The 19,140-nt window shown below is 63.0% G+C and carries 20 protein-coding genes; 4 read left to right on the forward strand and 16 right to left on the reverse strand.

Annotated features, from left to right (window positions below; all coding sequences use genetic code 11):
* Both rlmN and ndk read right to left on the reverse strand, forming a co-directional pair.
* On the reverse strand, positions 1-1,167 hold the full coding sequence (gene rlmN, locus EV700_RS02520) for a dual-specificity RNA methyltransferase RlmN (RefSeq protein ID WP_130410779.1): 1,167 nt from the start codon (positions 1,165-1,167) through the stop codon (positions 1-3).
* A gap of 128 nt (positions 1,168-1,295) precedes the next feature.
* Positions 1,296-1,727 carry a nucleoside-diphosphate kinase gene (ndk, locus tag EV700_RS02525; RefSeq protein ID WP_130410780.1) on the reverse strand — a complete coding sequence of 144 codons (432 nt, stop codon included), beginning with the start codon at positions 1,725-1,727 and terminating at the stop codon, positions 1,296-1,298.
* Positions 1,728-2,000: 273 nt separating this feature from the next.
* Between ndk and EV700_RS02530 the strand changes: the two genes are divergently transcribed.
* Positions 2,001-3,047, forward strand: coding sequence for an undecaprenyl/decaprenyl-phosphate alpha-N-acetylglucosaminyl 1-phosphate transferase (locus EV700_RS02530; RefSeq protein ID WP_130410781.1), 1,047 nt, complete (start codon positions 2,001-2,003; stop codon positions 3,045-3,047).
* A 67-nt stretch (positions 3,048-3,114) separates the two neighbouring features.
* On the opposite strand, the gene iscX is transcribed toward EV700_RS02530, so the two are convergent.
* Genes iscX through iscR form a run of 8 tightly spaced genes read right to left on the reverse strand, consistent with a single transcriptional unit; the run spans position 3,115 to position 8,574 of the window.
* Positions 3,115-3,315 (reverse strand): Fe-S cluster assembly protein IscX, encoded by a 201-nt coding sequence (gene iscX / locus EV700_RS02535; protein ID WP_165391304.1) that lies wholly within the window; start codon positions 3,313-3,315, stop codon positions 3,115-3,117.
* Between the two features lie 10 nt (positions 3,316-3,325).
* A complete protein-coding gene (fdx, locus tag EV700_RS02540) occupies positions 3,326-3,664 on the reverse strand; it encodes an ISC system 2Fe-2S type ferredoxin (RefSeq protein ID WP_130410782.1) in 339 nt (112 codons plus the stop codon).
* Between the two features lie 7 nt (positions 3,665-3,671).
* Positions 3,672-5,525: a Fe-S protein assembly chaperone HscA gene (hscA, locus tag EV700_RS02545; RefSeq protein ID WP_130410783.1), complete on the reverse strand. Its 1,854-nt coding sequence runs from the start codon at positions 5,523-5,525 to the stop codon at positions 3,672-3,674.
* A gap of 17 nt (positions 5,526-5,542) precedes the next feature.
* The gene (gene hscB / locus EV700_RS02550; protein WP_242610170.1) at positions 5,543-6,073 is read right to left on the reverse strand and encodes a Fe-S protein assembly co-chaperone HscB; all 531 of its coding nucleotides are present in this window, start codon (positions 6,071-6,073) and stop codon (positions 5,543-5,545) included.
* A gap of 21 nt (positions 6,074-6,094) precedes the next feature.
* A complete protein-coding gene (gene iscA, locus EV700_RS02555) occupies positions 6,095-6,418 on the reverse strand; it encodes an iron-sulfur cluster assembly protein IscA (RefSeq protein ID WP_130410784.1) in 324 nt (107 codons plus the stop codon).
* Between the two features lie 2 nt (positions 6,419-6,420).
* The gene (iscU, locus tag EV700_RS02560) at positions 6,421-6,813 is read right to left on the reverse strand and encodes a Fe-S cluster assembly scaffold IscU (RefSeq protein WP_130410785.1); all 393 of its coding nucleotides are present in this window, start codon (positions 6,811-6,813) and stop codon (positions 6,421-6,423) included.
* Between the two features lie 18 nt (positions 6,814-6,831).
* Positions 6,832-8,049: an IscS subfamily cysteine desulfurase gene (locus EV700_RS02565; protein ID WP_130410786.1), complete on the reverse strand. Its 1,218-nt coding sequence runs from the start codon at positions 8,047-8,049 to the stop codon at positions 6,832-6,834.
* Between the two features lie 42 nt (positions 8,050-8,091).
* Positions 8,092-8,574, reverse strand: coding sequence for a Fe-S cluster assembly transcriptional regulator IscR (gene iscR / locus EV700_RS02570; protein WP_130410787.1), 483 nt, complete (start codon positions 8,572-8,574; stop codon positions 8,092-8,094).
* A gap of 319 nt (positions 8,575-8,893) precedes the next feature.
* Between iscR and EV700_RS02575 the strand changes: the two genes are divergently transcribed.
* Complete coding sequence (locus tag EV700_RS02575; protein WP_130410788.1) at positions 8,894-9,991, forward strand: AraC family transcriptional regulator; 1,098 nt, start codon at positions 8,894-8,896, stop codon at positions 9,989-9,991.
* Here EV700_RS02575 and cysE read toward each other — a convergent pair.
* On the reverse strand, positions 9,988-10,770 hold the full coding sequence (cysE, locus tag EV700_RS02580; RefSeq protein WP_130411478.1) for a serine O-acetyltransferase: 783 nt from the start codon (positions 10,768-10,770) through the stop codon (positions 9,988-9,990). The two genes, EV700_RS02575 and cysE, sit on opposite strands and share 4 nt — an antisense overlap.
* The gene (locus EV700_RS02585) at positions 10,770-11,552 is read right to left on the reverse strand and encodes an RNA methyltransferase (RefSeq protein WP_242610171.1); all 783 of its coding nucleotides are present in this window, start codon (positions 11,550-11,552) and stop codon (positions 10,770-10,772) included. The genes cysE and EV700_RS02585 overlap by 1 nt, the downstream gene beginning before the upstream one ends.
* Positions 11,553-11,685: 133 nt before the next feature.
* Here EV700_RS02585 and suhB point away from each other — a divergent pair, with 133 nt between their 5' ends.
* On the forward strand, positions 11,686-12,507 hold the full coding sequence (gene suhB / locus EV700_RS02590; RefSeq protein ID WP_130411480.1) for an inositol-1-monophosphatase: 822 nt from the start codon (positions 11,686-11,688) through the stop codon (positions 12,505-12,507).
* Positions 12,508-12,562: 55 nt separating this feature from the next.
* Here suhB and EV700_RS02595 read toward each other — a convergent pair whose 3' ends face one another.
* Positions 12,563-14,041: a flavin-containing monooxygenase gene (locus EV700_RS02595; protein WP_130410790.1), complete on the reverse strand. Its 1,479-nt coding sequence runs from the start codon at positions 14,039-14,041 to the stop codon at positions 12,563-12,565.
* A gap of 109 nt (positions 14,042-14,150) precedes the next feature.
* On the opposite strand from EV700_RS02595, the gene EV700_RS02600 reads away from it, so the two are divergent.
* Complete coding sequence (locus EV700_RS02600; protein WP_130410791.1) at positions 14,151-15,167, forward strand: AraC family transcriptional regulator; 1,017 nt, start codon at positions 14,151-14,153, stop codon at positions 15,165-15,167.
* Positions 15,168-15,176: 9 nt separating this feature from the next.
* Here EV700_RS02600 and mepK read toward each other — a convergent pair whose 3' ends face one another.
* The 3 genes from mepK to EV700_RS02615 form a co-directional block, all read right to left on the reverse strand.
* Entirely contained in the window at positions 15,177-15,743 is a 567-nt protein-coding gene (gene mepK / locus EV700_RS02605; protein ID WP_207224550.1) for a peptidoglycan L,D-endopeptidase MepK, read from the reverse strand.
* 31 nt (positions 15,744-15,774) lie between these two features.
* Positions 15,775-16,662 (reverse strand): L,D-transpeptidase family protein, encoded by an 888-nt coding sequence (locus tag EV700_RS02610; protein ID WP_130410792.1) that lies wholly within the window; start codon positions 16,660-16,662, stop codon positions 15,775-15,777.
* Between the two features lie 105 nt (positions 16,663-16,767).
* Positions 16,768-18,798, reverse strand: coding sequence for an NADPH-dependent 2,4-dienoyl-CoA reductase (locus EV700_RS02615; RefSeq protein ID WP_130410793.1), 2,031 nt, complete (start codon positions 18,796-18,798; stop codon positions 16,768-16,770).
* Positions 18,799-19,140: the final 342 nt, after the last annotated feature.

Consider the following 19,140-nt stretch of genomic DNA (forward strand, 5'->3'; position numbering starts at 1 on the left):
TTATTGGGGACTGCGAAGAATTTCACCGGCCTTGACGGCCTGCTGCCATTTCTCGAACCGGCGTGTCCGGTCCTGCACCTGCCCGACCAATTGCCCGCAGGCAGCGTCGATATCGTCTCCGCGGGTGGCCCGGATGGTGCAGATATAACCTGCCTCAACCAGCAGCTTCTGAAAAGCGAGAATCTGTGAACGCGGCGACCGCCCGTAAGGGGCATGCGGGAAGGGGTTGAACGGAATCAGGTTGATCTTGCTGGGCACATCCTTCAGCAAGCGGATGAGCTGCCGCGCATGCTCGGGATGGTCGTTGACGCCGTCGAGCATCACGTATTCCATGGTGATCTTGCGGCGGCCGAAATCGCCTTGGTAATGATGCAGGTAGCGACGGCAGGCGGCCATCAGGTCTTCCAGCGGGTACTTGCGGTTGATCGGCACCAGTTCATCGCGCAACGTATTGTTCGGCGCATGCAGCGACACAGCCAGGGCGACGTCGATGGTCTGGGTCAGGCGGTCCATCATCGGCACCACGCCGGAGGTGGACAGGGTGACGCGGCGCTTCGACAGCCCGTAGGCGTAATCGTCCAGCATCAGGTCCATCGCAGGCACGACATTGTCGAAGTTCAGCAGCGGCTCGCCCATGCCCATCATCACCACGTTGGTGATGGCGCGCTCGCGGGCGTCATAGTCGGGCACGTCCTCGAAGTAGGAGCGGTTCGCCACCCAGACCTGGCCGATGATCTCGGCGGCGCTGAGGTCGCGCTGGAAGCCCTGCTTGCCGGTGGAGCAGAACGAGCAGTCGAGCGCACAGCCGACCTGCGAGGATACGCACAGCGTCTTGCGATCACCGTCGGGGATGAGCACGGTCTCGACCATGCTGTTCTCGCCAACCTTGAACACCCACTTGCGGGTGCCGTCAGCAGAGAATTCGCGGTAGACCACTTCCGGTCCGCGAATGACGGCAATGCGCTTAAGTTTCTCGCGCAACGCCTTGGAAATGTTGCTCATCTCGTCGAAATCGGCGACACCCAACTGGTGCACCCACTTCATGACCTGGGCGGCGCGGAATTTCTTTTCGCCGATACTTTCGAACCAGGCTTCAAGGCGGGCGCGGTCATAGCCCAGCAGGTTGACCGGAGCGGGAGCGGCGGAAATGTTGTCTGTAGTCATCATGGGCGACCGGTTGCTACACCAGTTATGTCGTCAGGAGAAGAGAGGGAAAGATTCTAGCACGAATGTTCGCGGAGGGCGCGAGCATCGGGGTGGAAGCCGGACCCCGGGCGGGATCCGGCCGTTCAGCCTTAGCGAGTGCGCGGAGCCAGCTCGATGGTGCTGAAGAAGTAGGCAATTTCACGAGCGGCGGAGGTCGTGGAATCGGAACCGTGGACAGCGTTTTCGTCGATGGAGCTGGCGAAATCGGCGCGGATGGTGCCGGCTTCAGCCTTCTTCGGGTCGGTGGCGCCCATCAGGTCGCGGTGGGTGGCGACGGCGTTTTCACCTTCCAGCACCTGGATGATGACCGGGCCGGAGGTCATGAAGGCCACCAGGTCGCCGAAGAAACCGCGGGCGCTGTGCTCGGCGTAGAAGCCTTCGGCTTCGGCCTTGGACAGGTGCTTCATCTTGGCGGCAACAATCTTCAGGCCGGCCTTTTCAAAGCGGCTGTAGATTTCGCCAATCACGTTCTTGGCGACGGCATCGGGCTTGATGATGGACAGGGTGCGTTCGATAGCCATGGTAAAACTCCTGAAAAGGGATAGCCGTAAAAATGAGCGAGGATTATACGCTTATTTTCCCCATGGACACACCCCCTTTCGATAACCGGTCCTTTCCGCCGACAGAGAAAAATCGTAACAATTGGGGCGTTTGCGCGGCGGATTTTGGCGCGATTTACCCTTCGCAAAAAGTGTGAACTTGCTCTAGAATCCGATCACATTTTGATTGATCGTTCGGCACTTTCAAAAGCACGGATCGGGTGCATGCAAGGGATTCTTTAGGAGGAAACCATAATGATCAGTATGGGACTGGCTTGCCTTATAACACTGTTGGTACTTTTTTTACTGAAGCCGGTGGCCGAGAAAGTCGGCTTGGTCGACATTCCCGGCGGGCGAAAGATACACACGCATCACACTCCGCTCATTGGCGGCATCGGCATCTTCATCGGCATGCTGTCTCTGGCGTATGCCTCGTGGGAAAGCTTCCAGGTATTCCTGCCCCTCTACGGGATTTCCGCCCTGCTGCTGATCGTCGGCATCCTGGATGACCGGCATGACCTTCCGGCCAATATCCGGCTCGCGGTGCATCTGTTGGCTGGCACCATGATGATCTATTGGGGAGATAACCGTCTGGATTCGCTGGGCGACCTGCTGTTCATCGGCGATATCCATCTGGGCTATCTGGCAGTGCCCTTCACCCTTTTTTGCGTCGCCTGCTCGATCAACGCGGTCAACATGACCGACGGTGTGGACGGACTTCTCGGCGGCTTGACGCTGGTCACCCTGACCCTGATGGGCTGGCTGGCGCTCAGCGCCGGCATGGATCACACCTTCATGCTGATTGGCGTTCTGGCCTGCTGCATCATCGGCTTCCTCGCCCTGAACTTCCGGTTTCCCTGGCGCCAGCGGGCTGTCATCTTCATGGGCGATGCCGGCAGCACCGTGCTCGGCTTCATTCTGGCATGGCTGCTGATCCGCTTGGCGCGTGAAGGCGCCTGCCCACCCGCCGTGACCCTGTGGCTGATTGCCCTGCCCTTGCTGGATTGCGCCTGTGTCATGATCAAGCGTCGCCGTGAAGGCCGCGGCATCTTTACCGCCGGTCGCGACCACCTGCACCATTTCCTGCTGGATCTGGGCTTCACCGTCCGGCAAACCGTCCTGATCATCTATGGCCTGGCTTTTTCCCTAGGCCTGGTCGGCGTCCTGGCCAACGAATTGCACCTGCATGAAGGCGCCATTTTCGTCAGCTTTATCAGCCTGCTGGCCTGCTACGTCGTCGCCATTCCCAAGTTGTCCCGCGCCCTGAAGGAAGGCAAGCTGCGCAAGATCAGCGCGTCCTGATCAACCAGCCGTACCCCCACCCATGAAAAAGGCCGGATTTACCGGCCTTTTTCATGTCTGTACCGCCTCAATCGGCTTCTTCAATCCATAGCATTTGCACGGCTTCCAGAATCTTTTCGCCGGAATGCTTCGGGTCATCACCGAATTCCGGCAGCGCCAGGATCCAGTTGTAGAGGTCGGTGAAGCGGATGGTCTTCGGGTCCACTTCGGGGTGAGCTTCCAGCAGCGCAATCGCCAGCTCGCGGGAGTCGGTCCATTTCAGGCTCATGACGGGTTCCTCAGTGTTTTTCGGCGGCGTGGTTGATGGTGTACCTGGGTATTTCCACCACCAGGTCTTCATCCCCGACGATCGACTGGCAGGACAGCCGCGAATCCGGCTCCAGGCCCCAGGCCTTGTCCAGCAGGTCGGCTTCCAGGTCGTCCATCTCGTTCAGGCTGTCCAGCCCCTCGCGGACGATGACGTGGCAGGTGGTGCACGCGCAAACCATGTCACAGGCATGCTCGATCGCCAGATCATTGCGCAACGCGGCCTGGCAAATGCTCTCGCCCTTTTGGGCTTCCACGACCGCCCCTTCCGGGCAGATTTCGTGGTGGGGCAGGAAAATGATTTGCGGCATGGTTCGGTTACTCCCAATCGCTGAGCTTGTGCCCGCTCAGCGCTTCTTGAATGTGCTGGTTCATGCGGCGGGCCGCGAAAGCGTCGGCCAGCGGCGTCAGCGCCTCGCGCGCCTTGCGCACCACGACGATCTGGCTGGAGCCCAAGGCGATGTCGAGATGCTTGATGCCCTCTTCCAGGGTCTTGAGTTCGCCCTCACAGAGCAAACCGCCGTCGACCTTCAGCGCCTGGCGCACCGCTTCGAGGATGGCGCGGCTCTCGACCTTTTCCTCCAGCAGCGCCCGCGCGGCCTTGTCGGCCTCGGCCTGCTGCCAGGAGTCACTGAGCATGCGCTCGACATCGCCGTCACTGAGGCCGTAGGACGGCTTGACGACAATCTCGCTGCGCGCGCCGGTCTGCATTTCGGTGGCGGACACTTCCAGCAGGCCATCCGCATCCACCTGAAAGACGACGCGGATGCGCGCCGCGCCCGCCGCCATCGGCGGAATGCCGCGCAGGGTGAAACGCGCCAATGACCGGCAATCGGCCACCAGTTCGCGCTCGCCTTGCAACACGTGGATGCTCATCGCCGTCTGGCCGTCCTGATAGGTGGTGAATTCCTGCACGCGCGTCACCGGGATCGGCGTGTTGCGCGGCACGATCTTTTCCACCAGTCCGCCCATGGTTTCCAGCCCCAGCGACAGCGGGATCACATCCAGCAGCAGCATGGTGCTGTCCGGCTTGTTGCCCGCCAGCACGTCGGCCTGGATGGCGGCGCCGACCGCGACCACCTTGTCCGGGTCGATATCGGTCAGCACCGGACGTCCGAAAAATTCCCCGACCCTGTGCCGCACCAGCGGCACGCGGGTGGAGCCGCCGACCATCACCACCTCGCGGATTTCGTCGGTCTTGAGGCCGGCATCGCGCAGGCAGCGGCGGCAGGCCTTCAGGGTCTTTTCCACCAGCGGCATGATCAGGGCTTCAAACTCGGCGCGGGTCAGTTCGTCCTGATAGCCTGCGGCCGCCAGCGTCACCGATTCGGCGGCGGTCAGCGCCTCCTTGGCGGCGCAGGCCTGTTGCAGGATGTCGCGCTGCAACCCGGCGTCGGGGCTGTCGATGCCGTGCCGCTTCATGAACCACAGGGCGATGGCGCGGTCGAAATCGTCGCCGCCCAGCGCGGCGTCGCCGCCGGTGGCCAGCACTTCAAACACCCCCTGATGCAGGCGCAGCAGCGAGATGTCGAAGGTACCGCCACCGAGGTCGTAAATGGCGTGCACGCCCTCGGCCTGATGATCGAGGCCGTAAGCGACGGCGGCAGCGGTCGGCTCGTTGAGCAGGCGCAACACTTTCAGCCCGGCAACAGTGGCGGCGTCGCGGGTGGCCTGGCGCTGGGCCTCGTCGAAATAGGCGGGCACGGTAATCACCGCCCCGGCCAGCTCGCCGCCCAGCGTCGCCTCGGCGCGCTCGCGCAGGTGACGCAGGATATCGGCGGACACCTCCACCGGCGTCTTGTCACCCTGGACGGTTTCAAAGGCGGGCATGCCCTGCAAGGACGGACGGAAACGGTACGGCATTTCGGTGCCCAGTTTCCGGATGTCCTCCAGGCCGCGCCCCATCAGGCGCTTGACGGAAATAATAGTGTTCAGCGGATCGGTCGCGGCGGCGGCGCGGGCTTCCTCGCCGACCACGCGGCCCTGATCCGGCAGGTAGCGCACTACCGACGGCAGCAGGTGACGGCCCGCTGCGTCGGGCAGGGTTGCGGCCTTGCCGGAGCGCACGGCGGCCACCAGCGAATTGGTGGTGCCGAGGTCGATGCCGACCGCCAGGCGATGTTGATGCGGAGCCTGGAACTGGCCCGGTTCAGCAATTTGCAGGAGCGCCATAATGTAAAGCCGACAGGTCAGTCTTCGTCGTAGAAGTCTTCGTCATCCAGCCGGTCTTCGGCGGCGCGGATGTCGAGGAGAAAATTGGCCATGAAATGCAGCTTGCGCACGGTATCGCGGGCCTCGGTCCAGTCCTGCTCGTCGTAGTCGATGACGAATTCGCGGGACAGGCTGTGAATCCACTCTTCCACTTCCAGCCGCAGGCTGGCCAGTTCATGCGCCCCGGCCGCCTCGTCCATCTGCTCGCGCAGCTCCAGCTGGCTCATCAGGAAGTCGTGGTCGGCAATGCTGGTGTTGAGGCTGACCGGCTGGCCGGCCAGCTCCAGCAGGTAGGCGGCGCGCAACACCGGGCTGGCCAGGGTCTGATAGGCCTGGTTCAGGTGCGCCGTCCACTCCACGGCCTGCTTCTGCTGGTCGGGGTCATGGGCGAAACGGTCCGGATGGTATTGGCGCTGCAGCTCGCGGTAGCGGCTGGACAGGGCTTCGCTGTTGAGGGTGAAGCCCCGCTCCATGTCGAACAGGGTGAAATAGTCGTCGTTCAGGTCCACATCAGCCTCGGTGCAAGGCAATCAGACGGTGAAGGACTCTCCACAGCCGCATTCGCCCTTCTGGTTGGGATTGGTGAATTTGAAGCCTTCGTTCAATCCTTCCTTCACGAAGTCCATTTCCATGCCGTCCAGATAGACCAGACTCTTGGGATCGACAAAGACCTTCACGCCATGCGCTTCGAAGACTTCGTCGCCGGCATCGGCATTATCAACAAATTCGAGCACATAGGCCAGACCGGAACACCCGGAGGTCTTCACGGCCAGACGAATTCCCTCGCCCTTGCCGCGATTGGCAATGAAGTCGGATACGTGCTTGGCGGCGGCCTGCGTCAGGGATATCGACATGATCAGACCTCGCTTGCGCCCTGCTTCTTGCGGTAATCGGCGATGGCGGCCTTGATGGCATCCTCGGCCAGCACCGAGCAGTGGATCTTCACCGGCGGCAGGGCCAGTTCTTCAGCGATGGCGCTGTTCTTGATGGTCTGGGCCTGATCCAGGGTCTTGCCCTTCAGCCATTCCGTCACCAGCGAGCTGGAGGCGATGGCGGAACCGCAGCCATAGGTTTTGAAGCGCGCATCTTCGATGACGCCGTCGTCGCCGACGCGGATTTGCAGGCGCATGACGTCACCGCAGGCCGGGGCGCCGACCATGCCGGTGCCGACGTGCGTATCGTCCTTGTCGAGAACACCCACGTTGCGGGGGTTTTCATAGTGGTCAATGACCTTGTCGCTGTATGCCATGATGCAAACCTCTCGAAATTAATGGGCGGCCCATTCCACCGAATTCAGGTCGATGCCTTCCTTGAACATGTCCCACAGCGGGGACAGTTCGCGCAGGCGGTTGACCGCGTCTTGCGCATGGCCGATGACATGATCGATGTCGGCCTCGGTGGTGTAGCGGCCGATGGTGAAACGGATGGAACTGTGCGCCATTTCATCGGACAGGCCGAGCGCGCGCAGCACATAGGAAGGCTCCAGGCTGGCGGAGGTGCACGCCGAACCGGAGGACACCGCGATGTCCTTGAGCGCCATGATCAGCGACTCGCCTTCCACGAAATTGAAGCTGACGTTCAGGTTACCGGCGATGCGGTGTTCGATCGAGCCGTTGATGAACACCTGCTCCAGTCCGGACAGGCCGGCCCACAGGCGGTTACGCAGGCCCAGCAGGCGTTGCTGTTCGGCCGCGCCTTCTTCACGGGCAATGCGGAAAGCCTCGCCCATGCCGACGATCTGGTGCGTGGCCAGCGTGCCGGAGCGGAAACCGCGCTCGTGACCGCCGCCGTGAATCTGGGCTTCGAGACGCACGCGCGGGTTGCGGCGCACGAACAGCGCGCCGATGCCCTTGGGACCGTAGGTCTTGTGGGCGGAGAAGCTCATCAGGTCGACCTGGGTGTTGACCAGGTCGATGGGCAGCTTGCCGGTGGACTGGGCGGCGTCGACATGCAGCAGGATCTTGCGGCTGCGCGTCAGCTGGCCGATGGCGTCGATATCGGTGATGGTGCCGATTTCGTTGTTCACATGCATCAGCGACACCAGGATGGTGTCCGGACGCAGGGCCGCTTCCACCATCGCCGGGGTGATCATGCCGGTGCCGGGTTCGGGATCGAGGTACGTCACCTCGAAGCCTTCGCGCTCCAGCTGGCGGCAGGTATCCAGCACCGCCTTGTGCTCGATCTTCGAGGTGATGATGTGCTTGCCCTTGCTGTGATAGAAGTGCGCCGCGCCCTTGATGGCGAGGTTGTTGGACTCGGTCGCGCCGGAGGTCCAGACGATTTCACGCGGGTCGGCATTGACCAGTTCGGCCACTTGCTGACGGGCGGTTTCCACGGCTTCTTCCGCCATCCAGCCGTAGCTGTGCGAACGGGAAGCGGGGTTGCCGAAGTTGCCGTCAAAGGTCAGGCATTCCATCATCTTGGCGGCGACGCGCTCATCAACGGGCGTGGTGGCCGAGTAGTCGAGATAAATCTGGCGTTTCATAGACACCTGGCTTGCACTTGAAAAAGAATTCGGTTGCCCGGATCAGGAGAAGGCGAGATCGCCCAGCAGTCCGGAATCGCGGGCATGCGCGCCGTGCGACTGGCGCAAGGCCACGGCCTGCACTTCGCGGCGGTTCACCAGTTCTTCCAGGCTGATGCCCGAAAGGAAACTGTGAATCTGCTTGCTGAGGTCGGTCCATAGTTCATGCGTGAGACACATGGCGCCCTGCTGGCAATCGCCCTGCCCGGCGCAGCGGGTGGCGTCGACCAGTTCATCCACGGCGTCAATGATCTGGGCGATGAAGATCTCGCCACCGCTGCGGGCCAGCTGGTAGCCGCCGCCGGGACCGCGCACGCTGGACACCAGCCCTTTCTTGCGCAACTTGGCGAAGAGCTGTTCCAGATAGGAAATGGAAATGGACTGCCGGTCGGAGATGTCGGCCAGGCTCACCGGTTCGCGGCGGGCGTGAATGGCCAAATCCAGCATGGCGGTGACCGCGTAGCGGCCCTTGGTTGTCAGACGCATGATTCATGCCCTCCACCGGTTGATGTCAATCTGATTGTAGTCAATCCCGACTGATTTAGTCAACAATAGAACCCGACTGAAATACAGGGTAATACGGACGCCGGGCACGGGGTAACTGGCCTAAGGAACAGGCTTGTCCGAATTGGCTCATGGCCGTCAGTGCCACACAGCAGCTGCTCCCGGGTTAACCGACACGACGGACACCTCCTCATTTTGGCGGCTGCCGTCATGCGCCGGATGGATTCGCAAGGCTAGAATGATGCCAGACAGCTGGCCGTACTCCGGGCCGCGCTGACTTCCGGGTTACCGACACCACGCCATGACTGACCACAAACCTCCTGATAACGCCCCCGAGGCGGGTGACACCGTCCTGGCCAGTCTGTTGCTGCACGCCATCAACAGCGCTGATGCCCGCGGCCTGCCGGTTGATGCCATGCGCGAGGCGGCGGGGTTGCCACCGACCCTGTCCGCCGATCCCGGCGGCCGCGTTGCCGCCCGCTATCTGGAGCGGCTGGTCTGCGCAGGCGTCAAACTGGCCCGCGACCCGCTGCTGGGCCTGCACATGTCCGAGCACGCCAGCCCCACCGGCTTCGGGGTATTGGGCTATATTCGTCAGTCCTGCGCCACCTTGCAGGAGGTCATCGACATGACCATCCGCTACGAGGTGCTGGTCAGCGATATCGGCCGGACGACGTTGATGCGGCGTCCCGGCGTAACGCTCTGGTGTTGGGACTGCAAGACCGACAATCCGCTCTTCCGCCGTCAGGCCACCGAATACCTGCTGGGATGCTGGCGAACGATCCAGATCCGCATGCTGAACACGGGGCCGCACCCGGTGCTCCGAGTTCTGCTGCGTCACGCTCCCCCTGCCGAGCCGGCGCTGATCCGAGAATACGAACGAATCTTCGGTTGCCCGGTGTTGTTCAACCAACCGGTATCGGCATTGGTGTTGCCCAACAGCGCCCTGACACGGCCGCTGGCACACCCGGACGCCGCCTTGCAACAGGTACTGGAACAACATGCGCTGCAGCTGATCGACCGCCGCGACCAGGCCGATTCATTCTTGAGCCGGGCCAGAGCGCAACTGCTGTCGTTGCTCCAGCAGGGACAGGGGTCGCGGGAAGCTCTGGCCCGAATCATGGGCATGAGCAGCCGCAGCCTGCACCGCCAGCTGGAGCGGGAGGGCAGCAGTTACCGGGAATTGCATGACGAGTTACGTCTGGACATGGCGAAACGGTATCTGGCGCAAAGCCGGGAGCCGATCAGCGGCATTGCCCTGCGACTGCATTTCGGGGGGAGCCAGTCCTTTGTCCGCTGGTTCCGGGAGCTGGCGGGGGAAACCCCGGGGCAATACCGGGAGGGGAAGAAGGAGGACGGAGGGCTTGCGGGTAAGCCCTCCGCAGGCACGGCGGCCTAGTAGTGTTCGGTTTTCTGCATCAGCTGTTCGGTATCCAGCTTTTCCGGTTTCTGGTCACAGAAGTCGCCGTTGACGCGCTTCAGCGCCGAACACATCAGGTCCAGTCGCTTGTCGGTGGCCTGCATGTGGTCCAGCAGCACGCGCAGCGCCTCCACCACGGGGTCGGGCAAATCGGGCGTGGCGGCATAGGCCTGGAAGCCGATCTTGGCGGCGAAGTGGCGGCGGGCCTCTTCTTCCTCGCCCAGCACCAGCGGCTGCTTGATGATGATGCGCGCCGGGTTGCCGACCGCCGTCGCTTCGGCGGGAATCGGTTTGGTGACCACCGCGTTGGAGCCGATCTTGGCGCCCTTGCCGACGGTAAACGGCCCCAGCACCTTCGCGCCCGCGCCGACCACCACGCCGTCCTCCAGCGTCGGGTGGCGCTTGCCCTTATTCCAGCTGGTGCCGCCCAGCGTAACGCCGTGATAGAGCGTGACATCGTCCCCGATCTCGGCGGTTTCACCAATCACCACGCCCATGCCGTGGTCGATGAAGAAACGGCGGCCGATCTTCGCACCGGGATGGATTTCAATACCGGTCAGGAAACGGCTGAACGTCGACACCAGCCGCGCCCCGCCCTTGTACTCGCGCTTCCACAGCCCGTGCGCCACGCGGTGCAACATCAGCGCGTGGATGCCGGGATAGTTCAGCAGCACTTCCAGCGTGTTGCGCGCCGCCGGATCGCGGTCAAAGACCGAATCGACATCCTCACGCAACTGTTCCAGGAATTCGTTGATCATCATTTCTTGCTCGCTCGGGCGATTTCCGCCGCCATGGCCTGCATCTGCCTGAAGATACCACGCCACAAGTTATATTCCAGCCGGTCCAGCCGCATGCGGTTGAACATGCGCCGCACCCGCACCGGCATCTGCCGGGGATTGTCCGGGTCGAGGAAACCGGACTCGACCATCGCCGCCTCGAAGTGCTGGTAGAAGCCTTCCATGTCCTCGGCGTTGACCAGTTCCTCGTCCCAGGGCGCGTGCGGCAGCGGCATCGACGCCGGCTGCACGATGTCGGTGGTCGGGCGGTTTTCGGCAATCAGGTGCGCCATACGCACTTCGTAACAGATCACCTGGATGGCCGCCGCCACGTTCAGCACCCCGTACTCGCTGTCGCTGGGGATATAGACATGATAGTGGCACTGTTGCAATTCTTCATTGGTGAGACCCCGGTCTTCCCGACCGAAGACCAGCGCTACCGGATGACGTTCCGACTCGGTGCGCACCAACTCCCCGGCCTGCCGCGAGTCGAGCATCGACCAGGGAATGGTGCGGCTGCGGGCGCTGGCGCCGATCACCAGCTTGCAGTCGGCAATGGCGTCCTGCAGGGTCGGCACGACGCGGGCGCGATGCAGGATGTCGGAGGCCCCGGAGGCGAGCGCGGTGGCGTCGGCGTTGGGGAACATTTGCGGGTCGACCAGCACCAGGTTGCCCAGACCCATGGTTTTCAGGGCGCGCGCCGCCGCGCCGATGTTGGCGGGCAGGCTGGTGTTGACCATGACGACACGAATATTGCTGAACATGTGCGGTGACATCCGTCGGCTTGACGCCGTTTAGCGGGGAACGGCCGTCAATGGTAGCAAATTCGCGTTCAAACCTCTGCTATAATGCGCCGCCCCTTTTTTGTTCTTTCAGAGTTCCCTGCCCATGTCCTCCATGCAACCCATGCTGACCATGGCCGTTCGCGCCGCCAAACAGGCCGGCCAGATGATCGCCAAGGCCGCCCAGCAACTCCAGTACATCGATGTCGAAGTGGAGGCCAAGGGTGTCAATGACTTCGTGACCCGCGTCGACCGCGACGCCGAGCGCATCATCATCGAGGCGTTGCGCAAGGCCTACCCGACCCACGGTTTCCAGGGCGAGGAAAGCGGCTTCATCGAAGGCAAGGCGGAAGGCAAGGACTACCTCTGGATCATCGACCCGCTCGACGGCACCACCAACTTCATCCACGGCTTCCCGCAGTTCGCGGTCAGCATCGCCGTGCAGTATCGCGGCCAGACCGAACACGCCGTGATCTATGACCCGATCAACGATGAATGCTTCTCCGCCAGCCGCGGCCACGGCGCGACGCTGAACGAGCGCCGCATCCGCGTCAGCAACCGTCGCGGTCTGGAAGGCGCGCTGATCGGCACCGGCTTCCCCTTCCGTCCCGACCAGCACAGTTACATGGACTCGTATCTGGCCGCGTTCAAGGACGTGGCGCTGAACACCGCCGGCATCCGCCGCGCCGGGGCCGCCTCGCTGGATCTGGCCTATGTCGCCGCCGGTCGCATGGACGGCTTCTTTGAACTGGGCCTGAAGTCCTGGGACATCGCCGCCGGCGACCTGATCATCCGCGAAGCGGGCGGCATGGTCTGCGACATGGGCGGCGGCCACAACTTCCTGAAGTCGGGCAACGTTGTCGCGGGCAACATCAAGGTGATGAAGGCGCTGGTCACCACCATTTCGCCGCACCTGCCGGAATCGCTGCGCAAGTAAGCGCCCGGTTCATGAAAAAAGCCCCGTCACGCGGGGCTTTTTTCATGGCGGCGGTTCAGGCCGCGCGCGTCACCTGTCCTTCCCCCACCAGTTCGTAATCGCCCAGCCGCAACGCGTGCGTGCGCTGCTTGTAGACCAGCGTGAATCCCGGCCAGTTGTTGGTGTTCTTGCCCGCCTCGTTCTTGTACCAACTGGTGCAGCCGTCTTCCCACACCGTACGCTTGATCTGGTCCTGCACCCAGCGGTTGTACTTGCCCTGCACCGCCGCCTTCACGTCCATCGTCGCCAGCTGCCGCGCCTGCATCGCCTTCAGGCATTGCTCGATGTAATCGAACTGGCTTTCCAGCATGAACAGGATCGAGTTGTGGCCGAGGTTGGTATTGGGGCCGTAAAGAATGAACAGGTTGGGGAAACCGTGGACGCTGATGCCGAGATAGGCCTCCGCGCCGTCCTTCCACGCCTGGTTGAGGTCCTGGCCGCCGCGACCGGTGATCTTCATCGGCGCCAGGAAATCGGTGGCCTGGAAGCCGGTGCCGAAAATGATGGCGTCGGCGGGATGCTCGCGACCGTCCCGGGTGCGGATGCCGGTTTCGGTCACGGCGTCGATACCGTCGTTGACCACCTCGACATGCGGCTTGGCCAGCGCCTCGTAATATTCGTTGGAAATGAGGATGCGCTTGCAGCCGAGCGGGTAATCCGGGGTGAGCTTTTTCCGCAGCGCCGGATCGGAGACCGAGGCGTTGAGATGACGGTGGAAATCGTATTCAAACACCTTCATCAGCTTCTTCAGCGGTCCGAAGGCGAAGGCGCGGGCCTCGTGCTGCCAGTACAGACCGGTGCGGCTCAGCTCCTGCAGGCGCGGCAGACGGGCGTAGACCGCCTGCTCGGCGCGGGTATAGCCGCGATCCGGCTTGGGAATGACATAGGGCGCGGAACGCTGGAACAGGGTCAGCGCGCCGACCTCCTTCACCAGTTCCGGCACGAACTGGATGGCGCTGGCGCCGGTGCCGATGACGGCAACGCGCTTACCCTTCAGCTTGACCTCGTGGTTCCAGCGCGCGGAATGGAAGGTGTCGCCCTTGAACGATTCCAAGCCCTTCAGGCGCGGATACGCCGGACGGTTCAGCTGGCCGCAGGCGCTGATCAGGATGCGCGCCTCGACGGTCTCGCCGGAGGATGTTTCCACTATCCACCGTGCCCGCGCCTCGTCAAAACGCGCGCCGCTGACTTCGGTCTGGAAACGGATTTTCGGGCGGATGCCGTACTTGTCGGCGCAATGGCGGATATAGGCGTGGATTTCCCGTTGCGGCGCGAACTTGCGGCTCCAGTCGAATTTCGGCTCGAAGGAATAGGAGTACAGATGCGACGGCACATCGCAGGCGGCGCCGGGATAGGTGTTGTCGCGCCAGCAGCCGCCGACATCCCCTTCCTTCTCCAGGATGACAAAATCGTGGAAGCCCGCCCGTTGCAAGCGGATGGCCATGCCGACGCCGCCGAAGCCGCTGCCGATGATGGCAATGCCGGTCTGAATCATGGAAACGCACCTGTGGAATTCGAATAACGCAGTATAGCGAGACTACCTGTCCGACGTTTTGGTGTTTATGGTACATTCGGACATCTCCCTGTGACTTCCGGACAGCTCCATGTCTCCCTGGCCCGAACGGCGCAGCATCAGCAGCGCCCGCATCCTGACCGGTCTGGCCGCCGATTACGGCGTCACCCCGGAACAATGCCTGCGCGGCACCGGCATCCCGGTGGCGCACCTTGAGGACAATACCCGTGAAATCGACGCGCGGCAGGAGTTGCGCATCGTCGACAACCTGCTCGACGCCTGCGGCGGCTTCCGTCCCGGCATGGGGCTGGCGGCGGGCTTGCGCTATCACCTGACCAGCTACGGCATCTGGGGCTATGCGCTGATCAGCAGCCCGACGCTGCGCGACGCCATCCAGATGGGCATGCGTTACCTCGACCTGTCCTTTGCCTTTGTGCGGGTGCGTTTCGAGGAAGAACCGGACCGGGCGCGGCTGGTGCTGGACAGCAGCGCCATCCCCTCCGCCTGCCGCGCCTTCCTGCTGGAACGGGACATGGCCTGCATCATCGCGCTGGTGGAAGACCTGTTCGGCGTGCGCATGCCCTTGCAGGCCGCCTGGTTCACCGGCGCCGCACCGCGCGACCTTACCCCCTTCATCAAGACCTTCGGCGTAACACCGCTTTACGAGCAGCCGGAAAACGCGGTGGTGTTCGGCCCCTCCTTCCTCGACCTGTCAATTCCGCAGGCGAATACGCTGACCGCCAGCATCTGCGAAACCCAGTGCCGCGACCTGCTGGAACGGCGCAAGGCGCGCTCCGGCCAGGCGGGACGGGTGCGGGAAGAATTGTTGCGGCAACCGCGACTGATGCCGGACATGGAAACGGTGGCGGCGCGGCTGTGCATGAGTTCGCGCACCTTGCGGCGGCATCTGGATGACGAGGGGGTGTCGTTCCGGCAGCTGGTGGATGAAATCCGCATGGCGCTGGCCGAGGAAATGCTGGCCATTCCCGGCATGACCATGGAGGATATTTCCGCCCGCTTGGGTTATTCGGAAGTGTCGAATTTCCTGCACGCCTTCAAGCGCTGCAAAGGTGTCACGCCCAGCCAGTATCGCAAGGGCCGGGCTTAGGACGGCGGTTCAGCCGCCCCAGCTGCGGACGCGGCCGGTATCGACGTGAACAAAGTCGGAGCCGGGATAATAGCCGACGCCGCCCGCCCGCAGGTCCAGTGCGCTGTCGCGCAAATTCGCCAGTTGCACGCCGGGGACACGGATATCCATCGCCTTGCCGTCCAGATGCATGCTGTGTTTGGCCACGCCGTTGGAGTTGGCGCGCAGCATGTTATTGGTTTGCGGCGAGCGATAGGCCGAGATGATGTGGAAATCACAGGGGCGGTCGAGGCGCGCCTGCAAGGTGGCCAGCAGGTCCAGCAGGTTGCGGTCCATGGCCATGACTTCGCCGTTGCGGAAGTCGCGCATCAGGAAATTGAATTCGTTGAGCACCTCAGGCAGGTAATTGCCTTCCGCCCAGTAGACGCGGCTGAGCCGTTCCCCGGTATGGGTATGGACGAAGGACAAACGCCGCTCCCCCTGATCGGCCAGCAGGCTGGCTCCGGCCCAGCGCGGCAGCAACAAGCCGCCCAGCGCCGCAGCGGACAGTCCGCGCAGACATTCCCGTCGGGTGATCGCGGCATTCAGCTTCATCATAGGCAACCTCGTGCAAAAAAAACGGCAAAAGCTACGGCGCGACCGGTTTGAGGGTGATCTCCACCGGTTCGCCCGCAGCAGCTTTCAAGGCGGTGTCAGCCAGCGTCCAGTCGATGCGGCCGGACACCTGCTGCGCGTCGGCCAGCTGGCGCAGTTCCGCCGGGCCGTTCACCTTGCGCTGGTAAATATCGGGGTGTACTTCGATATATATAGGGCCATCTGGTCGAATTTCAAGCAAAACCGGCCAATAACTGTTAAGACCTGTTAACCCCTTGTCCACGCGCGGGTAGAGATCGGCGATGTCGTCGTTGTGCATGCGCATGCAGCCGTGCGAGCGGAAGCGGTACAGGCTGGACGGCGCGATGGTGCCGTGGATGCCGTAACCGCCGATGCTGAGCCCCAGCCAGTGCTTGCCCAGCGGATTGTCCGGTCCCGGCGGCACATGCGTCTTCACCGGCTTGCCCTCGCGCGCCATCTCCGCCTGGATGGACTTCGGCACGTTCCAGGTCTTGTTTTCCTGCTTGTTGGCGACCTTCCACGGCCCCACCGGCGACGGCCAGCTCGGCTTGCCCAGACCCAGCGCATAGACCTTCAACTCCCCCTGCCCGCGCCAGTACAGCAGCCGCTGCGGCACATTGATGGTGATGCCGCTTTCCGGCAGGCCGTCGGGAATCAGGTGCGAGTAATGCACGGTGAGGGTGTCGCCGATCTTCAGTTTTTTCTTGGGGTCCAGGCCGTTGTGGCGGATCAGCGCTTCCGGCGTCAGTCCGCGCCGCCCGGCAATGGCGCTGAGGTTGTCTCCCTTGGTGATGACGACCTGCTCCTCCCCTTCCCAACGGGCGGAAGCAAGGCGCGCGAACGGTTCCGCCGCGAGGGTCACGGCGGGCAGCAACAGCAGGAAAATGACGAGGAAACGCATATAGGCACAGGCGGTCAGGGGATATTTTCCAGCATGACACGCCGCCGGAAACAACTCAAGAAAAGCGCTGCCGACGCCCCGCCCGGACGCCGGCAGCCTTGACGCTTACAGGCGGGCCGCCAGCTCCGCGCCTTCGCGGATGGCGCGCTTGGCGTCCAGTTCGCTGGCCAATGCCGCGCCGCCGATCAGGTGGAATTTCGCCTTGGTTGACGCGCCTTCCGGCGGCATGATCTCCTTCAGGCTTTCCTGCCCGGCGCAAATCACCACGTTGTCCACCGGCAGCAACTGCTCCTTGCCGTCGATGGCGATCAGCAGGCCGTCATCGCGGATCGCCTTGTATTCCACGCCGGACATCATCTGCACTCCGTTCTTCTGCATCACGGCGCGGTGCACCCAGCCCGAGGTCTTGCCCAGCCCGGCGCCAACCTTGGTGGTCTTGCGCTGCAGCAGCCAGATCTGGCGCAGCGGCTCGGCCTGATGCGGCTCCACCAGCCCGCCGACGGTCTGGTTGGAAGTATCGACGCCCCACTCCTCATGCCATTGCTTCACGGTGATCGGCAGCGGCACCGCCGGGTCGTGCAGCAGGAATTCGCTGAGGTCGAAGCCGATGCCACCCGCGCCGATCACCGCCACACGCTTGCCGACCGGCTTCTTGTCGCGCAGCACGTCCAGGTAGGACAGCACCTTGGGATGGTTGACGCCCTCGATCTTCGGCAGGCGCGGCGCGATGCCGGTGGCAACGATGATGTCGTCAAAACCCGGCGCTTCCAGCTCCTCGCGGGTGACGAAGGTATTCAGCTTCAGGGTGACGCCGGTCAGCTCGACGCGGCGGCCGAAGTAGCGGATGGTTTCGTGGAACTCTTCCTTGCCCGGCACCTGCTTGGCGATGTTGAACTGGCCGCCGATCTGGCCGGAAGCCTCGAACAGCGTCACCTGATGGCCGCGCTCGGCGGCGACGGTGGCGGCGGACAGACCGGCCGGACCGGCGCCAACCACGGCAACCTTGCGCGGCTTGGCAGTCTTCAGATAGACCAGTTCGGTTTCATGGCAGGCGCGCGGATTGACCAGGCAGCTGGCGCGCTTGTTCTGGAAGGTGTGGTCGAGGCAGGCCTGGTTACAGGCGATGCAGGTGTTGATTTCATCGGCGCGGCCGCCGGCGGCTTTGTTCACCCAGTCGGCATCGGCCAGGAACGGCCGCGCCATCTGGATCAGGTCGGCCTTGCCGTCGGCGAGGATGGCTTCGGCGGTGTCGGGCATGTTGATGCGGTTGGAGGCCATCACCGGGATGCGCAGCTCCTTCTTGATGTCGGCGGTGACATCGGCGAAGGCGGCGCGCGGCACCGAGGTGACAATGGTCGGCACGCGGGCCTCGTGCCAGCCGATGCCGGTGTTGAGGATGTTGATGCCGGCGGCTTCCAGCGCCTTGGCGACGGCGATCACTTCCTCGCGGGTGTTGCCGCCTTCCACCAGGTCCAGCAGCGACAGGCGGAAGGCGAGGATGAAGTCATTGCCCACCACCTTGCGGATGCGCTTGACAATTTCCACCGCCAGCTTCATGCGGCCGTGGATGTCGCCGCCCCACTCATCATCGCGCTGGTTGACGCGCGCGCACAGGAACTGGTTGAGCAGGTAGCCTTCGCTGCCCATGATCTCGATGCCGTCATAACCGGCCAGCTTCGCCAGACGCGCACAGCGGCCGTAGGCGGCGATGGTCTTCCAGATTTTCGAGGAGGACATCTCGCGCGGCTTGAACATGGAGATGGGCGATTTCTTGGCGGTGGCCGACACCACGAAGGGGTGGTAGCCGTAACGACCGGCGTGCAGCACCTGCATCAGGATCTTGCCGCCTTCCTTGTGCACGGCGTGGGTGACCAGACGGTGATTGATGACGTCGCCCAGCTGGTTGAGCGTGCCGCCCAGCGGCAGCAGCCAGCCTTCGCGGTTGGGGGAGATGCCGCCGGTGATGATCAGGGCGACGCCGCCCCGGGCGCGTTCACCGAAGTAGGCAGCCAGCTTGGGGTAATTGTAGAAGCGGTCTTCGAGGCCGGTGTGCATGGAGCCCATGACGACGCGGTTGCGCAGTTGGGTGAAGCCGAGGTCCAGGGGCTGGAGCAGGTGCGGGTAGTGGGCGTTCATGGGGGAGTTCCTCTCTGGCGGGTGACCGGGGTTGGCGGGGGATTTTGCCATTGCGTGGGGGTAATTTAACAGTGTCTAGATTAAGGGACATTTGTCTTTTTTGGGGAATGGGTGGTCATTGGGGTCAACCCGCTCAATGTTCTTGGGCATCCGCCTGCCGCGGGCCCTACTTTCCTCTTGGGGAAAGTAGGCAAAGCCGTTGTCCTGCGCCAAACTCGCGGGCCGGTCGTACGCTGTTGGACCGGTGCGACTTTCAGGCTTCGTTAGGGGGCTTGTGGCTCAGACAGTGGCTTCGGACAGTTTATGTACGTTTCATGGGGGCGTTATTTCGGCGATAATTCT

It is taken from the genome of Fluviicoccus keumensis, from assembly GCF_004217445.1.
Taxonomy (GTDB): Bacteria; Pseudomonadota; Gammaproteobacteria; order Pseudomonadales; family Moraxellaceae; genus Fluviicoccus; species Fluviicoccus keumensis.